Below are 14939 nucleotides of genomic sequence, written 5' to 3'. Positions count from 1 at the left end.
CGGAATTGTTACGGATGTTTACTGGAAGTGTCACGGAATTGTGGAGATTTGTGGCGCCGTGACCAAGGGGCGGTTTCGACCGCTGTATTGTTGCGCCGCGCGTCAGTTTAGCGGCCGCCGCCGATGTCGAGCAGGGCGCCCGTCGTGTAGGACGCCGCATCGCCGAGCAGCCAGACGATCGCCTCGGCGATCTCCTGCGCTTCGCCCGCGCGGCCGAGCGGCGTTTGCGCGCCGAGACGGGCCGCACGGCCCGGCTGGCCGCCGCTTGCATGAATGTCGGTCTCGATCAGGCCCGGGCGCACCGCGTTGACGCGCACGCCGTGCGGGCCGAGTTCCCTGGCCAGGCCGATCGTCAGCGAATCGACCGCGCCTTTCGAGCCCGCGTAGTCGACGTACTCGTTCGGCGAGCCGAGTCGAGACGCGATCGACGACACGTTGACGATCGCGCCGCCGCGCCCGCCGCGATCGGTGGACAGCCGCCGCGCCGCTTCGCGCGCGCACAGGTAGGCGCCGAGCACGTTGGTATCGAACATCCGCCGCAGCCGGTCGACCGGCATGTCGGCGAGCGGCATCGACGGCGCGACGATGCCGGCATTGTTGACGAGCGCGTCAAGGCGTCCGAACTCGGCCGCAACGGTGTCGAACATAGCGACGACGTCCGCCTCGTTCGCGACGTCGCCCGCGACGATGCACGCGCGGCCGCCCGCGTCGCGCACGGCCTGCGCGGTCAGCTCGGCCGCGGCCGCGTCGCGCGCGTAGTTGATGCCGACGTCCCAGCCGCGTTCGGCCGCGAGCACGGCGGTCGCGCGGCCGATGCCGCGGCTCGCGCCGGTGATGAGGACAGCCTTGCGGTCGGACGGTGCGGTCATCGCGTGCGGTTTCCGGTGACGTTTACTTCGCTGCGTCGGGTGCCCACTTGTCGCGTGCGGGCGGCTGATAGCGGCGCAGCCGTTCGATCAGCGCGACGGGTTCCGATTCGACGCACAGCGCGTCGAAATAGGCCGGCCGCATGAAGCCTTCGTCGACCGTATGGCGCAGCAGCGCGATCAGCGGATCGTAGAACGAATCGATGTTGTAGAGCGCGACGGGCTTGCGGTGATAGCCGAGCTGCGCCCACGTATAGACCTCGAAGAGCTCCTCGAGCGTGCCGGCGCCGCCGGGCATCGCGACGAACGCGTCGGAGAGGTCGGCCATCATTTTCTTGCGATGGTGCATGTCGGGCACGACGTGCAGTTCCGACAGCCCCGTATGGCCGACTTCCTTGTCGACGAGCAACTCGGGGATCACGCCGACCGCACGGCCGCCGGCCGCCATCACCTCGTCGGCGATCACGCCCATCAGGCCGACGCGGCCACCGCCGTACACGAGCGTGAGGCCCGCATCGACGAGCGCGCGGCCGAACGCGCGCGCGGCGTCGGCATAGACGGGCCGCACGCCGGACGACGAGCCGCAGTAAACGCAGACCGCCTTCATTGCTTTGCGTCCTTGGCGGAGGCCTGTCCGGTGGCGACGGGGCCGCCCGCCGGGCGCGGCGAACCGTCGCGCGGCGGCAGGTAGTCGGTGAACTGGCGCTTGGGCAGCTTGCCGGACACGAGATCGTCGAACAGCTGGCGCGAACGGCCGCGCAGGTACGGGGCCATGATCGAGATCACGTGCATGCTCACCTGGTGCAGCTCTTCGCGGATCGCGTCCTGGTCGTTGTACTTGCGCGGATGCATCACGTACTGGTACGACAGCCAGTACGTCGAGATCACCGCCATGTTGGTCGCGATGACCTCGATCTCGGCGGGCGTCGCGACCATCTCGGCGTCGGAGACGAGCAGCTCGCACATGTCGTGCGCGAAGCGCACCTTGTGGCTGATGATCTGCTTGAAGTGCGTCTCGAGCGTGCGGTTGCGTGCGAGCAGGTCGTTGAGGTCGCGATACAGGAACCGGTAGGTCCACATGAAATCGGCCATGTACTGCAGGTACGACCAGGTTTCGTCGATCGTCGGACGGTGATCTTCGGGGAAGCGCAGCCGCCGTTCGATCTGTTGCTCGAACTGCGCGAAGATGCTGTTGATGATGTCGTCCTTGTTGCGGAAATGGTAGTACAGGTTGCCTGGACTGATTTCCATTTCCTCGGCGATCGTCGTGGTGGTGACGTTCGGCTCGCCGATCTCGTTGAAGAGTTTCAACGACAACTCGAGAATCCGTTCGCGGGTGCGGCGGGGAGGTTTCGCTTCCATGTCGTCCGGCCCTGTATGTGCCGGACTGGCGGGCGCTGCAATCGATGCTGCGTGATTCGTCCGGCGCGGGTTGCTGTTCTATGTCTGGCGGACGATTATAAACCGGGGTTTCGCCACGCCGGGGCATTTCGTGATCGCGGCCCCCGCGCGGCGCATGGTGCGGCGCCGCATGCAGGCGTGGCGAAAGGCGCCCGGCGGTGGCCTAGACGCCGAGCCAGCGTGCGACGACCGGGCCGAGCACGAAGCCCCACGTCGTCACGCACGCGAACAGCGCGACGGTCACGGCCGCGCTGCCGAGGTCCTTCGCGCGCTTCGAGAGTTCGTGGCGCTCGAGCGAGATGCGGTCGATCGCGGCTTCGACGCTCGAGTTCAGCAGCTCGACGATCAGCACCAGCAGCACCGAGCCGATCAGCAGCGCGCGCGACGCGGCGGGCACCGGCGAGAATGCGCCGACCGGCAGCATCAGCGCGGCGAGCGTGAGCTCCTGGCGAAACGCGCTTTCCTCGCGGATCGCGACGCGAAAGCCGTTCAGAGAATGCTTGAGCGCGAACCACGCACGCGTGATGCCGCGGTGGCGCTTGTACGGATTCGGCGGCAGCGGCGCGAGCCGGTCGTCGGGGCCGAGCGGCTCGTGCGGGTGCGCGTCCGCGTCGGCATGCGGCTCTTCCTCGTCGAACGGGCGGTGCCGTGACGGCGTCGCGGCGGGGGGCGGGATCTTGTCGTTCAGGTCTCGTTTCAAACGGCTGCACCTTCGGCTGGCGAGTACGCGGTCTTCGGCAGCGGCTTCAGATGCGACGCGAACTGCTCGGATGCGGCGCGCCACGAGAAGCGTTCCGCCCACGCGCGCGCAGTCGTGCGTTCGATCTTCAGCGCCTCGAGGCAGGCTTCCTGCAGGTCCTCGTGCATCGCGCCGGCATCGCCACCGCCGAGCACGTCGATCGGGCCGGTTACGGGATACGCGGCCACCGGCGTGCCGCAGGCGAGGGCTTCGAGCAGCACGAGGCCGAACGTGTCGGTGCGACTCGGGAATACGAACACGTCGGCCGCAGCATACACCTTCGCGAGTTCCGTCTGTGACAGCACGCCGAGATAGTTCGCCTCCGGATAGCGCGATTTCAGTTCCGCGAGCGCGGGGCCTTCGCCCGCGACCCACTTCGAGCCGGGCAGGTCGAGGCGCAGGAACGCCTCGACGTTCTTCTCGATCGCGACGCGGCCCACGTACAGGAAGATCGGCCGCGCGGTGTTGAGCACCTTCGAGTCCATCGGCCGGAAGGTGTCGAGGTCGACGCCGCGGGTCCACAGCACGACGTTCGTGAAGCCGAATTTCTCGAGGTCCTGCTTGACGACCGGCGTCGGCGCCATCACCGCGAGCGACGGGCCGTGGAACCAGTGCAGGAACTTGTAGGTCGCCGCCAGCGGGATGCCGAAGCGCGCCTGCACGTATTCCGGAAAGCGCGTGTGGTACGCGGTCGTGTACGGTAGCTTGCGGGCGCGCGCATAGCGCCGCGCGGCCAGGCCCAGCGGGCCTTCGGTCGCGATGTGCAGCGCGTCGGGTGCGAACGCATCGATCCGCGCGCGCAGCTTGCGATACGGCAGGATCGACAGGCGGATCTCGGGGTAGGTCGGGCAGGGCACCGTGCGGAATTCCAGCGGCGTCAGCAGTTCGACGCGGTGGCCGAGCGCCGTGAGTTCGCGCGACGTGCTCTTCAGCGTGCGTACGACGCCGTTGACCTGCGGTTCCCACGCGTCGGTGACGATCATGATCTTCATCGCGGCATGTCCTGTAAGTAGGGTTGTGTCAGGCAGCGGCCTTGGCCTTGCGCGACGTGGTCTCGGATGGCGCGGTGCGCATCACCGTCCAGTAGACGATCTTCAATTCGCCTTCCATCGTTTCGACGAGCGCGGACAGGCTTTCGACCCAGTCGCCGTCGTTGCAGTACAGCACGCCGTCGATGTCGCGGATCTCGGCCTTGTGGATGTGGCCGCACACGACGCCGTCGCAGCCGCGGCGGCGCGCCTCGTCGGTCATCACGGTCTCGAACTGCGAGATGAAGTTGACCGCGTTCTTGACCTGGTGCTTCAGGTATTGCGACAGCGACCAGTACTGGAAGCCGAGCCGGCTGCGGATCCGGTTGAACCAGCGGTTCAGCACGAGGATCAGCGTGTAGAGCGTGTCGCCGAGGTACGCGAGCCATTTCGCGTGCTGGATCACGCCGTCGAACAGGTCGCCGTGCACGATCCACAAACGTTTGCCCGCGAGTGTCGTGTGGAACGCCTCGCCGCGCACCTGGATGTCGCCGAACGCGAGATCGCAGAACTGCCGCGCGCCTTCGTCGTGGTTGCCGGGGATGTAGACGACCTGCGTGCCCTTGCGCGCCTTGCGCAGGATCTTCTGCACGACGTCGTTGTGCGCCTGCGGCCAGTACCAGCCTTTTTTCAGCTGCCAGCCGTCGATGATGTCGCCGACGAGGTACAGGTATTCCGAGTCGTTGTGACGCAGGAAATCCAGCAGGTAGGGCGCCTGACAGCCGCTCGAGCCGAGGTGGATGTCGGACAGCCAGATGGTGCGGTAGCGATGGGCGGACGGCTCCGGGTCGTCGTGCTGCGTGGTGTGCGCGACCGGCGGCTTGTGCGACACCACGCCGTCGGTTGCCCCCGAGCCGGACAGGAACGCTGTGGCGGCGCGGGCGCCGATGGGATGACGAAACAATGAAGTCGCGGACGTTTTCTGGCCCATGCATGACTCGCGCCGGTTGACATTACCGGCATTCCGCCATGCGGGCGTGACTGTGCCGTGACAGTCACGAGACGTTCTTATTACGGCCGTCGAAGGGTGTTTAGCAGTAAATGAGCGGGCGTTGCGTAAGCTGCCGCACTGAACGGTCGGCGCGTGTCCGGCAAGGCTGTTCGGCTCGATCGGGAACGGGCCGGGCGAGCGGTTTTCGTCGGACGAATGCGGCGCGTCAGCGCGGTATCGCGACGACGCGCGTGCGCGCGATCCGGTCGTGCGGGAACTGGCGGCCGGCGTGCAACCGGGCGGCGCCGGCCCACACGACGATCCATGCGGCGGCGAGCGCGAGCGTGACGGGCACCGACAGGCCGAGGAGCGGGTGCAGCGCGAGTGGCGGCAGGAACCACAGCCAGCCCAACGCGTAGCGGACGAGCGCGTGGCCGGCGCTCAGCGGCCGGCCGCTTGACGATTCGAGCCGCAGCCGCCAGGTTTTCATCGGCAGCGTCTGGCCGCCGTGCGTCCAGAACCACACGAAATACGCGCCGACGACGAGCGCGATCCATGCGGCAAGCAGGTTGTGATGAACGAGGCCGTTGCGTTGCTGCGTCGCGAGACTGAACGCGAGCCCGGCGAAGAAGACGACGCCGAACAGCAGCACGCCTTCGTAGAGCAGCGCGGCGAGGCGCCGCCGCACGGACGGCGCGGCGGCCGGGGTCTCGGGAGCGCGGGCGTTCGCCACGGCCGCTCAGGAGCCCTTGAACAGCGAAGGCGCGTCGGCGGGCGACACCGGCACGACCGCGGCCGGTGCCGATGCGGTGCCGGACGTCGACGATGCAGGCACCGGCTGCACGACGACGCCGGCCGAGGCGGGCGCCGGGGTGGCGGTCGCGCCGCTCGCCGGATGTTCGTGCGAGTTGACGAGGCGGCGGACGTCACGGTCGGCGACCGTCGGCGGCGCGCTGACGACGCTCGGCCTGCGGCGGCGCTCGGCGGCGGCAAGCCGTTCCTTCTGTTCCTCGGGGAGCTGCTGATAGGCTTTCCACGCGCGCTCGCGCGCCTGCGCGGACAACTCCTTCGCGCTCTGGTAGTTCTCGCGCGCGACGCGGCGCTGTTCGGGCGTCATCTTCGCCCATTCGGTCATCCGGTCCTGCAGCCGCTTCTGGTCATCTGGCGACAACTTCGCGAAACGCGATGCGATCTTCAGCCATTTGCGCTTGCGGGCGTCGCTGAAGCCGTCCCACTGGTCGGCGAACGGCGCGAGGGCCGCGTGCTGCGCCGGCGTAAGGCGTGCCCACGACAGCGGGCCGGCGGCGGCCGGCAGCGGAAGGGGAAGCGGCGGGAGTTCGGCGGTCAGCCCGGTCGCGGTTGACGCGGGCGCGGCGGGGCTGGTGGTCGCGACGGGTGCCGTCGCGGGGGCCGGGTGGAATCGGGAATACGTGGCGACGTAGGAAACGGCGATCGCGATCACGCATCCGAAAAATACGGCCAGGCCGCGCTTCTGACTCACCCGTGCGATCCCCTCGTTATTGTCTGTTAGTGAGCGCGCGAAAGATACGCGTTGAACCCGTGATCGAGATACGCATTGAGCGGCAGGTCGTCGCTGAGCATCGCCGCGTCGATGTCGGCGAGTTCGGCGGTGCGCTGCATGTCTTCCCAGTACGCGATGCCGACGAGCCCCGCGAGCAGCAACGCGAGCGGCCACGCACGCAGCAGGCGGCGGGCAAACGACGCGTACGGGCGGCCGGCGGGCGGGCGGTTCCCGGGCGTCGAGCCGTAGGCGCCGGCCGCGCCGGCGAAGGCCGGCACGAACACCGGCGCGTTCGCGGCTTCGGGCTTCTTGCGCGCGAGCGCGGCCCGGCGGGCGACGGCCAGCCGATCGGTGGTCGCGGCAGGCAGCGCGGCCGCGCGCTCGTCCAGCGCGCGGCGCACCTTCAGCGCGAATTCGTGTTCTCGGTTTGCGGAGCTCATAGCGTGATTCCTTTGGCCTTGAGCGCTTGCGCCAGGGTGTGAGTGGCTCGCGAGCAGTGCGTCTTGACGCTGCCCTCGGAGCACCCCATTGCGGCGGCAGTCTCGGCGACATCCATATCTTCCCAATAACGCATCAGGAACGCTTCCCGTTGACGCGTCGGAAGCTTCTGGATTTCTTCGTCGATCAGGGCCAGAACCTGCTCTCTTTCGAGGCGGTGCTCGCTGCTCTCGACGCCCGCGTTGTCGTCCGCGGATTCGAGCGTTTCGAGCGGGTCGAAGTCGTCGTCGTCGGTGTTGTTCAGCGACGAGAAGAGCGTCACCCACGTGTTGCGGACCTTCTGCCGGCGGAACCAGTCGTGGATCGCGTTCTGCAGGATCCGCTGAAAAAGCAGCGGCAGCTCGGCCGACGGGCGGTCCCCGTACTTTTCCGCGAGCTTGATCATCGCGTCCTGCACGATGTCGAGCGATGCATCGTCGTCACGTACGGCGTACGCAGCCTGCTTGAACGCGCGCCTTTCGACGCCCGCCAGAAAGTCGGCGAGTTCCTTGTCTGATGCCATTCCGTGAAGGTATGCGCTGCGGCCCGCTGCGTGGTGTAAAAGGTCGAAAAATTTCGTAAAACCCGCGGATGCTATCAAATTTTCATGCGGCTTGGCACCGGGTCGGCCGCCGCACGTTGCGCGCGAACCGCGCCGGCCGGGCGCCAGGCGGCGCGCATGATGCGCTGCGGGATATTTTGCTTGACGGCCCCGCTTCGACCCGCTATTGTCGGCGATTCGCAACATGAAGTGATGGTCTCATTTGAGGCTGGCCCAAGAAGCCCGCCCTTCAAACTGGACGCGCCGCTTGAACCCGAGCCACAAGCCCGGCAGAGAGCACCCGATCAATTTTTTGCCGAAAATTCGAAAGGTCAAAATGAACATGCCCAGCGCGGAATTCTCCACGTCGGAACCCCTTTCCCCTCCCGATAGCGACTCCATCGGCGGTACCGTGCTCATGAAGGCACTGGCCGACGAAAACGTCGAATTCATCTGGGGCTACCCCGGCGGCTCGGTTCTCTACATCTACGACGAGCTGTACAAGCAGGACAAGATTCAGCACGTGCTGGTGCGCCATGAACAGGCAGCCGTGCACGCAGCCGATGCGTATGCGCGCTCCACCGGCAATGTCGGCGTCTGTCTCGTGACGTCCGGCCCCGGTGTCACCAACGCGGTGACCGGCATCGCCACGGCGTACATGGATTCGATCCCGATGGTCGTGATCAGCGGCCAGGTGCCGACCGCCGCGATCGGCCAGGATGCGTTCCAGGAATGCGACACCGTCGGCATCACGCGCCCGTGCGTGAAGCACAACTTCCTCGTGAAGGACGTGCGCGACCTCGCGGAAACCGTCAAGAAGGCGTTCTATATCGCCCGCACCGGCCGTCCGGGCCCGGTGCTGATCGACATCCCGAAGGACATCTCGAAGACGCCGTGCCAGTACGAGCCGGTGAAGAGCGTGTCGCTGCGTTCGTACAACCCCGTCACGAAAGGCCATTCGGGCCAGATCCGCAAGGCCGTGTCGCTGCTGCTGACGGCCAAGCGCCCCTACATCTACACGGGTGGCGGCATCATCCTCGCCGACGCGTCGCGCGAGCTGAACCAGTTCGCGGACCTGCTCGGCTACCCGGTCACGAACACGCTGATGGGCCTCGGCGGCTATCGCGCGTCGGACAAGAAATTCCTCGGCATGCTCGGCATGCACGGCACCTACGAAGCGAACATGGCGATGCAGCACTGCGACGTGCTGATCGCGATCGGCGCCCGCTTCGACGACCGCGTGATCGGCGACCCGGCGCACTTCGCGTCGCGCCCGCGCAAGATCATTCACATCGACATCGACCCGTCGTCGATCTCGAAGCGCGTGAAGGTCGACATTCCGATCGTCGGCGACGTGAAGGAAGTGCTGAAGGAACTGATCGAGCAACTGCAGACGGCCGAGCATGGGCCCGACACCGACGCGCTCGCGCAATGGTGGACGGACATCGAAGGCTGGCGTGCGAAGGACTGCCTGAAGTACGACCGCGAAAGCGAGATCATCAAGCCGCAGTACGTGGTCGAGAAGGCGTGGGAGCTGACGGACGGCAATGCGTTCGTGTGCTCGGACGTCGGCCAGCACCAGATGTGGGCCGCGCAGTTCTACCGTTTCAACAAGCCGCGTCGCTGGATCAACTCCGGCGGCCTCGGCACGATGGGCTTCGGCCTGCCGGCGGCGATGGGCGTGAAGATGGCCCACCCGGACGACGACGTGCTGTGCATCACGGGCGAAGGCTCGATCCAGATGTGCATCCAGGAACTGTCGACCTGCCTGCAGTACGACACGCCCGTGAAGATCATTTCGCTGAACAACCGCTACCTCGGCATGGTCCGCCAGTGGCAGCAGATCGAATACAGCAAGCGCTATTCGCATTCGTACATGGATGCGCTGCCCGATTTCGTGAAGCTCGCCGAAGCGTACGGCCACGTCGGCATGCGGATCGAAAAGACTTCGGATGTGGAGCCGGCGCTGAAGGAAGCGCTGCGCCTGAAGGACCGCACCGTGTTTCTCGACTTCCAGACCGATCCGACCGAAAACGTCTGGCCGATGGTACAGGCCGGCAAGGGCATCACCGAGATGCTGCTCGGATCGGAAGATCTGTAACGGCGCGACGCGCGCTCAGGCCCGATGCGGCCGCCTTCACGAAGGGCGGTGCGGCACGCGGCGGCGCGCGGCGCGAGTGAATCGACACGGCACATTCTGGAAGAAGCGAACATGAGACACATCATTTCCGTCCTGCTGGAGAACGAACCGGGCGCGCTGTCGCGCGTGGTCGGCCTGTTTTCCGCACGCGGCTACAACATCGAAACCTTGACGGTGGCGCCGACCGAAGACCAATCGCTGTCGCGGCTCACCATCGTTTCCATTGGCTCCGACGACGTGATCGAACAGATCACGAAGCATCTGAACCGCCTGATCGAGGTGGTGAAAGTGGTGGACCTGACCGACGGTGCACACATCGAACGCGAGCTGATGCTGATCAAGGTACGTGCAGTGGGCAAGGAGCGCGAAGAAATGAAGCGGATGTCGGATATTTTCCGCGGCCGCATCATCGACGTGACCGAAAAGACCTACACGATCGAATTGACGGGCGCGAGCGACAAGCTCGACGCATTCATCCAGGGGCTGGACGCGAGCGCGATCCTCGAGACCGTGCGCACCGGCAGCTCCGGCATCGGACGCGGCGAGCGCATCCTGAAGGTGTGATGCCGACATAGCCAAAAATGGCACGCCGGGTGCGCCGTCATGTCCCGGCCCGCAGTACTCCATCCGAACGAATTATTGAATTTTTTGAATTAGCGAAGGAACCATCATGAACGTTTTCTACGACAAAGACGCCGACCTCTCCCTCATCAAGGGCAAGCAAGTCACGATCATCGGCTACGGCTCGCAAGGCCATGCGCACGCGCTGAACCTGAAGGAGAGCGGCGTGAACGTGACGGTCGGCCTGCGCAAGGACGGCGCGTCGTGGAGCAAGGCTGAAAACGCCGGCCTGTCGGTCAAGGAAGTCGCCGAAGCAGTGAAGGGCGCGGACGTCGTCATGATGCTGCTGCCGGACGAGCAGATCGCCGACGTGTACGCGAAGGAAGTCCACGCGAACATCAAGCAGGGCGCGGCGCTCGCATTCGCGCACGGCTTCAACGTCCACTACGGCCAGGTGATTCCGCGCGCCGACCTCGACGTGATCATGATCGCGCCGAAGGCGCCGGGCCACACCGTGCGCGGCACGTACTCGCAAGGTGGCGGCGTGCCGCACCTGATCGCGGTTGCGCAGAACAAGTCGGGCGCGGCGCGCGACATCGCGCTGTCGTACGCGGCGGCGAACGGCGGCGGCCGTGCCGGCATCATCGAGACGAACTTCCGTGAAGAAACCGAAACCGACCTGTTCGGCGAGCAGGCCGTGCTGTGCGGCGGTACCGTCGAGCTGATCAAGGCCGGTTTCGAGACGCTGGTCGAAGCCGGCTACGCGCCGGAAATGGCGTACTTCGAGTGCCTGCACGAACTGAAGCTGATCGTCGACCTGATCTACGAAGGCGGCATCGCGAACATGAACTACTCGATCTCGAACAACGCCGAGTACGGCGAATACGTGACCGGCCCGCGCGTCGTCACGGAAGAGACGAAGAAGGCGATGAAGCAGTGCCTGACCGACATCCAGACGGGCGAGTACGCGAAGAGCTTCATTCTCGAGAACAAGGCAGGTGCGCCGACGCTGCAGTCGCGCCGCCGCCTGACGGCCGAGCACCAGATCGAGCAGGTTGGCGCGAAGCTGCGTGCGATGATGCCGTGGATCGCGAAGAACAAGCTCGTCGACCAGACGAAGAACTAAGCACCGTTCAGCAGCAAAACGTGCTGTTCCGGCCCTTCAAGCGGAGGGCCGGCATCAAAAAGCCGTCCGAAGGCAGCAGTGCCCCGGGCGGCTTTTGTTATGCTACGGGCTTTGCAATTCACCGAACACAGAACGAATCCATGAACTATCCTCATCCGATCATCGCGCGCGAAGGCTGGCCGTTCATCGCGATTGCAGCCGTCGTCGCGCTGTTGATCCATGCCGTCGGGGGCTTCGGCTTCGCGTGGCCGTTCTGGCTGCTGCTCGTTTTCGTCGTCCAGTTCTTCCGCGATCCGCAGCGCCCGATCCCGGCGCAGCCGAACGCGGTGCTGTGCCCGGCGGACGGCCGCATCGTCGCGGTCGAGACCGCGCAGGATCCGTACGCGAACCGCGAAGCGCTGAAGATCAGCGTGTTCATGAATGTCTTCAATGTGCATTCGCAGCGTTCGCCGGTCGATGGCGCGATCAGCAAGGTCGAGTACTTCCCGGGCGCGTTCCTGAACGCGGCGATCGACAAGGCGTCGACCGAGAACGAGCGCAATGCGGTCGTGATCCAGACGGCGAGCGGCAAGACCGTCACGTCCGTGCAGATCGCCGGCCTGATCGCCCGCCGGATCCTCTGCTACGTGCGCGCCGGCGAGCCGCTGTCGCGCGGCCAGCGCTACGGTTTCATCCGCTTCGGTTCGCGCGTCGACGTGTACCTGCCGCTCGGCAGCCGCGCGAAGGTGTCGATCGGCGAGAAGGTCTACGCGTCGTCGACGATCCTCGCCGAGCTCGAACAGTAAGCGGCGGGGGCACAATGGCCGCATTCAAACCGCGTCGGCCGCGTAACGGCTCCGGCCAGACGCCACGCCCGTTCCGCCGCAACAAGGTGATGGCGCCCGATGCGGCGCCGCTCGAAAGCCGCCGCGCCGCGCGCCAGCGGTTCCTCAAGACGCGCGGCATCTATCTGCTGCCGAACGCATTCACGACCGCCGCGCTGTTCTGCGGCTTCTTCGCGGTCGTGCAGGCGATGAACGTCCGCTTCGAGATCGCCGCGATCGCGATTTTCGTGGCAATGGTGCTCGACGGCATGGACGGGCGCGTCGCGCGCATGACGCATACGCAGAGCGCGTTCGGCGAGCAGTTCGACAGCCTGTCCGACATGGTGTCGTTCGGCGTCGCGCCCGCGCTGGTGATGTACGAGTGGGTGCTGAAGGATCTCGGCCGCTGGGGCTGGCTCGCCGCGTTCGTCTATTGCTCGGGCGCCGCGCTGCGCCTCGCGCGCTTCAACACGAACATCGGCGTGGTCGACAAGCGCTTCTTCCAGGGACTGCCGAGCCCGGCCGCCGCCGCGCTGATCGCGGGCTTCGTGTGGCTCGCGACCGACAACCGCGTGCCGATGAAGCTGGGCTGGCTGCCCTGGGTCGCGTTCGTGCTGACGATCTACGCGGGCGTGACGATGGTGTCGAACGCACCGTTCTACAGCGGCAAGGCGCTCGACGTGCGGCACCGCGTGCCGTTCGCCGCGATCCTGCTCGTCGTCGTCGCGTTCGTGCTCGTGTCGTCCGATCCGCCGCTGATGCTGTTCTGCCTGTTCGTGCTGTACGGGCTGTCCGGCTACGTGTTCTGGGCCTACATGGCCGTCCGCGGGCGTGCGAATCCGGCGCGCTCGTCGCAGCGCGATCACTGACGCCGACGCGCGATCCGTGATCTGCCCGGAACGGCGGCCTTGGGGGCCGCCGTTTTTATTTGCCCCTTTTTTGGGGCCGGGCGCGTCGATTCCCGGGTGCCGTCCGATTGCGCGGCCAACGGAATGTCGCTATAGTCTTTGGCATGACTGCATTTCCCCGCCTCTCCCTCCTTCTAGCCGGTGCGCCGCTACGCGCGCTAGCATTGGCGCGCCTGCCGCGCTGACCGTTCTCGCCCTCCGTCTCAAGCCTCGTCTGTTGTTGAGCGTCGCCAGCGGTGGCGCGATCTCATTACGTTTGACTTCCGTATAAAGAGCCCTGGAGCCCCCCATGACAGACAAGCTGATCATTTTCGATACGACGTTGCGCGACGGCGAGCAATCGCCGGGTGCGTCGATGACGAAGGAAGAGAAAATCCGCATCGCGAAGCACCTCGAGCGGATGAAGGTCGACGTGATCGAGGCCGGCTTCGCCGCCAGCTCGAACGGCGATTTCGACGCGATCCACACGATCGCCGGTCTCGTGAAGGACAGCACGATCTGCTCGCTGGCGCGGGCCAACGACAAGGACATCCAGCGCGCCGCTGACGCGCTGAAGCCGGCCAACAGCTCGCGGATCCACACGTTCATCGCGACGTCGCCGCTGCACATGGAGAAGAAGCTGCGGATGACGCCCGACCAGGTGTTCGAGCAGGCGCGTCTTGCGGTGCGTTTCGCGCGCAAGTTCACCGACAACGTCGAGTTCTCGCCGGAAGACGGCAGCCGTTCGGACCTCGACTTCCTGTGCCGCGTGCTGGAAGCCGTGATCGCCGAAGGCGCGACGACGATCAATATCGCCGACACGGTCGGCTATGGCGTGCCGGAACTCTACGGCAACCTCGTGAAGACGCTGCGCGAACGCATTCCGAACTCGGACAAGGCGATCTTCTCGGTGCATTGCCACAACGACCTCGGGATGGCGGTCGCGAACTCGCTCGCGGGCGTGAAGATCGGCGGTGCGCGCCAGATCGAGTGCACGATCAACGGCCTCGGCGAGCGCGCGGGCAACACGTCGCTTGAAGAAATCGTGATGGCCGTGAAGACGCGCAAGGACTACTTCGGCCTCGACGTCGGCATCGACACCACGCAGATCGTGCCGACGTCGAAGCTCGTGTCGCAGATCACCGGTTTCGTCGTGCAGCCGAACAAGGCAGTGGTCGGCGCGAACGCGTTCGCGCACGCGTCGGGCATTCACCAGGACGGCGTGCTGAAGGCGCGCGACACCTACGAGATCATGCGCGCGGAAGACGTGGGCTGGACCGCGAACAAGATCGTGCTCGGCAAGCTGTCGGGCCGCAACGCGTTCAAGCAGCGCCTGCAGGAACTCGGCGTATCGCTCGACAGCGAAGCCGAATTGAATGCCGCGTTCATGCGCTTCAAGGATCTGGCCGACCGCAAGGCGGAGATCTTCGACGAGGACATCATCGCGATCGTGTCCGAGGAATCGGCGCTCGCGCAGGAGCAGGAGCACTTCAAGTTCGTGTCGCTGTCGCAGCGTTCGGAAACGGGCGAGCAGCCGCAGGCGAAGGTCGTGTTCGCGGTCGAAGGCAAGGAAGTGACCGGCGAGGCCCGCGGCAATGGCCCGGTCGATGCGACGTTCAATGCGATCGAGGGCGAAGTCGGCAGCGGGTCCGAGCTGCTGCTGTACTCGGTGAACGCGATCACGACCGGCACGCAGGCGCAGGGCGAAGTGACGGTCCGGCTGTCTAAGAGCGGGCGGATCGTCAACGGCGTCGGCACCGATCCGGATATCGTCGCCGCGTCCGCGAAGGCGTACATTTCCGCGCTGAACAAGCTGCACTCGAAGGACGACAAGGTCAACCCGCAGCGTTCGTAAGCGCCGCGCGCATGACGTAGCCCCGAAACGCCCCGTGCGGCCCTGCGCCGCCGGGGCGTTTT

16 protein-coding genes are annotated in these 14939 nt (G+C 65.9%); 6 read left to right on the top strand and 10 right to left on the bottom strand.

All coding sequences use genetic code 11. The features are described from left to right. Positions 1–107: 107 nt before the first annotated feature. The 10 genes from CFB81_RS11725 to CFB81_RS11680 all read right to left on the bottom strand — a co-directional run bounded on the left by CFB81_RS11725 (position 108) and on the right by CFB81_RS11680 (position 7487). Positions 108–869 (bottom strand): SDR family oxidoreductase, encoded by a 762-nt coding sequence (locus tag CFB81_RS11725; RefSeq protein WP_089435398.1) that lies wholly within the window; start codon positions 867–869, stop codon positions 108–110. A 22-nt stretch (positions 870–891) separates the two neighbouring features. Beyond that, a complete protein-coding gene (locus tag CFB81_RS11720) occupies positions 892–1473 on the bottom strand; it encodes a TIGR00730 family Rossman fold protein (protein WP_006497020.1) in 582 nt (193 codons plus the stop codon). After that, positions 1470–2228 (bottom strand): TetR/AcrR family transcriptional regulator, encoded by a 759-nt coding sequence (locus CFB81_RS11715; RefSeq protein ID WP_069618146.1) that lies wholly within the window; start codon positions 2226–2228, stop codon positions 1470–1472. Before CFB81_RS11715 ends, CFB81_RS11720 begins: the two co-directional genes overlap by 4 nt. A gap of 202 nt (positions 2229–2430) precedes the next feature. After that, positions 2431–2967: a diacylglycerol kinase gene (locus tag CFB81_RS11710; RefSeq protein ID WP_089435397.1), complete on the bottom strand. Its 537-nt coding sequence runs from the start codon at positions 2965–2967 to the stop codon at positions 2431–2433. Further along, a complete protein-coding gene (locus CFB81_RS11705) occupies positions 2964–3998 on the bottom strand; it encodes a glycosyltransferase family 1 protein (RefSeq protein WP_069618148.1) in 1035 nt (344 codons plus the stop codon). Before CFB81_RS11705 ends, CFB81_RS11710 begins: the two co-directional genes overlap by 4 nt. A gap of 28 nt (positions 3999–4026) precedes the next feature. Continuing rightward, positions 4027–4965, bottom strand: a complete 939-nt coding sequence (locus CFB81_RS11700; RefSeq protein ID WP_069618149.1) for a UDP-2,3-diacylglucosamine diphosphatase — start codon at positions 4963–4965, stop codon at positions 4027–4029. 226 nt (positions 4966–5191) lie between these two features. Then, on the bottom strand, positions 5192–5698 hold the full coding sequence (locus tag CFB81_RS11695; RefSeq protein ID WP_069618150.1) for an RDD family protein: 507 nt from the start codon (positions 5696–5698) through the stop codon (positions 5192–5194). 6 nt (positions 5699–5704) lie between these two features. Then, on the bottom strand, positions 5705–6466 hold the full coding sequence (locus CFB81_RS11690; protein ID WP_069618151.1) for a DUF3106 domain-containing protein: 762 nt from the start codon (positions 6464–6466) through the stop codon (positions 5705–5707). Between the two features lie 26 nt (positions 6467–6492). Further along, positions 6493–6927 (bottom strand): DUF3619 family protein, encoded by a 435-nt coding sequence (locus tag CFB81_RS11685; RefSeq protein WP_089435396.1) that lies wholly within the window; start codon positions 6925–6927, stop codon positions 6493–6495. Further along, positions 6924–7487, bottom strand: a complete 564-nt coding sequence (locus CFB81_RS11680; RefSeq protein WP_006491033.1) for an RNA polymerase sigma factor — start codon at positions 7485–7487, stop codon at positions 6924–6926. The genes CFB81_RS11685 and CFB81_RS11680 overlap by 4 nt, the downstream gene beginning before the upstream one ends. A 355-nt stretch (positions 7488–7842) precedes the next feature. Between CFB81_RS11680 and CFB81_RS11675 the strand changes: the two genes are divergently transcribed. The 6 genes from CFB81_RS11675 to CFB81_RS11645 all read left to right on the top strand — a co-directional run bounded on the left by CFB81_RS11675 (position 7843) and on the right by CFB81_RS11645 (position 14877). Beyond that, positions 7843–9606, top strand: coding sequence for an acetolactate synthase 3 catalytic subunit (locus tag CFB81_RS11675; protein ID WP_069618153.1), 1764 nt, complete (start codon positions 7843–7845; stop codon positions 9604–9606). Positions 9607–9717: 111 nt separating this feature from the next. Continuing rightward, positions 9718–10209, top strand: coding sequence for an acetolactate synthase small subunit (ilvN, locus tag CFB81_RS11670; RefSeq protein ID WP_006750445.1), 492 nt, complete (start codon positions 9718–9720; stop codon positions 10207–10209). A gap of 106 nt (positions 10210–10315) precedes the next feature. Beyond that, positions 10316–11332, top strand: a complete 1017-nt coding sequence (ilvC, locus tag CFB81_RS11665; RefSeq protein WP_034190794.1) for a ketol-acid reductoisomerase — start codon at positions 10316–10318, stop codon at positions 11330–11332. A gap of 140 nt (positions 11333–11472) precedes the next feature. After that, a complete protein-coding gene (locus CFB81_RS11660) occupies positions 11473–12117 on the top strand; it encodes a phosphatidylserine decarboxylase (protein WP_006478253.1) in 645 nt (214 codons plus the stop codon). A gap of 14 nt (positions 12118–12131) precedes the next feature. Beyond that, positions 12132–13004, top strand: coding sequence for a CDP-diacylglycerol--serine O-phosphatidyltransferase (gene pssA / locus CFB81_RS11655; RefSeq protein ID WP_089435395.1), 873 nt, complete (start codon positions 12132–12134; stop codon positions 13002–13004). Positions 13005–13332: 328 nt separating this feature from the next. Further along, positions 13333–14877, top strand: a complete 1545-nt coding sequence (locus CFB81_RS11645; protein WP_069618155.1) for a 2-isopropylmalate synthase — start codon at positions 13333–13335, stop codon at positions 14875–14877. Positions 14878–14939: the final 62 nt, after the last annotated feature.

The organism is Burkholderia sp. AU28863, assembly GCF_002223195.1.
Classification (GTDB): domain Bacteria; phylum Pseudomonadota; class Gammaproteobacteria; order Burkholderiales; family Burkholderiaceae; genus Burkholderia; species Burkholderia sola.
The sequence above is the reverse complement of the archived record's forward strand: the minus strand, read 5'-3'. Positions and strand labels throughout refer to the sequence as shown.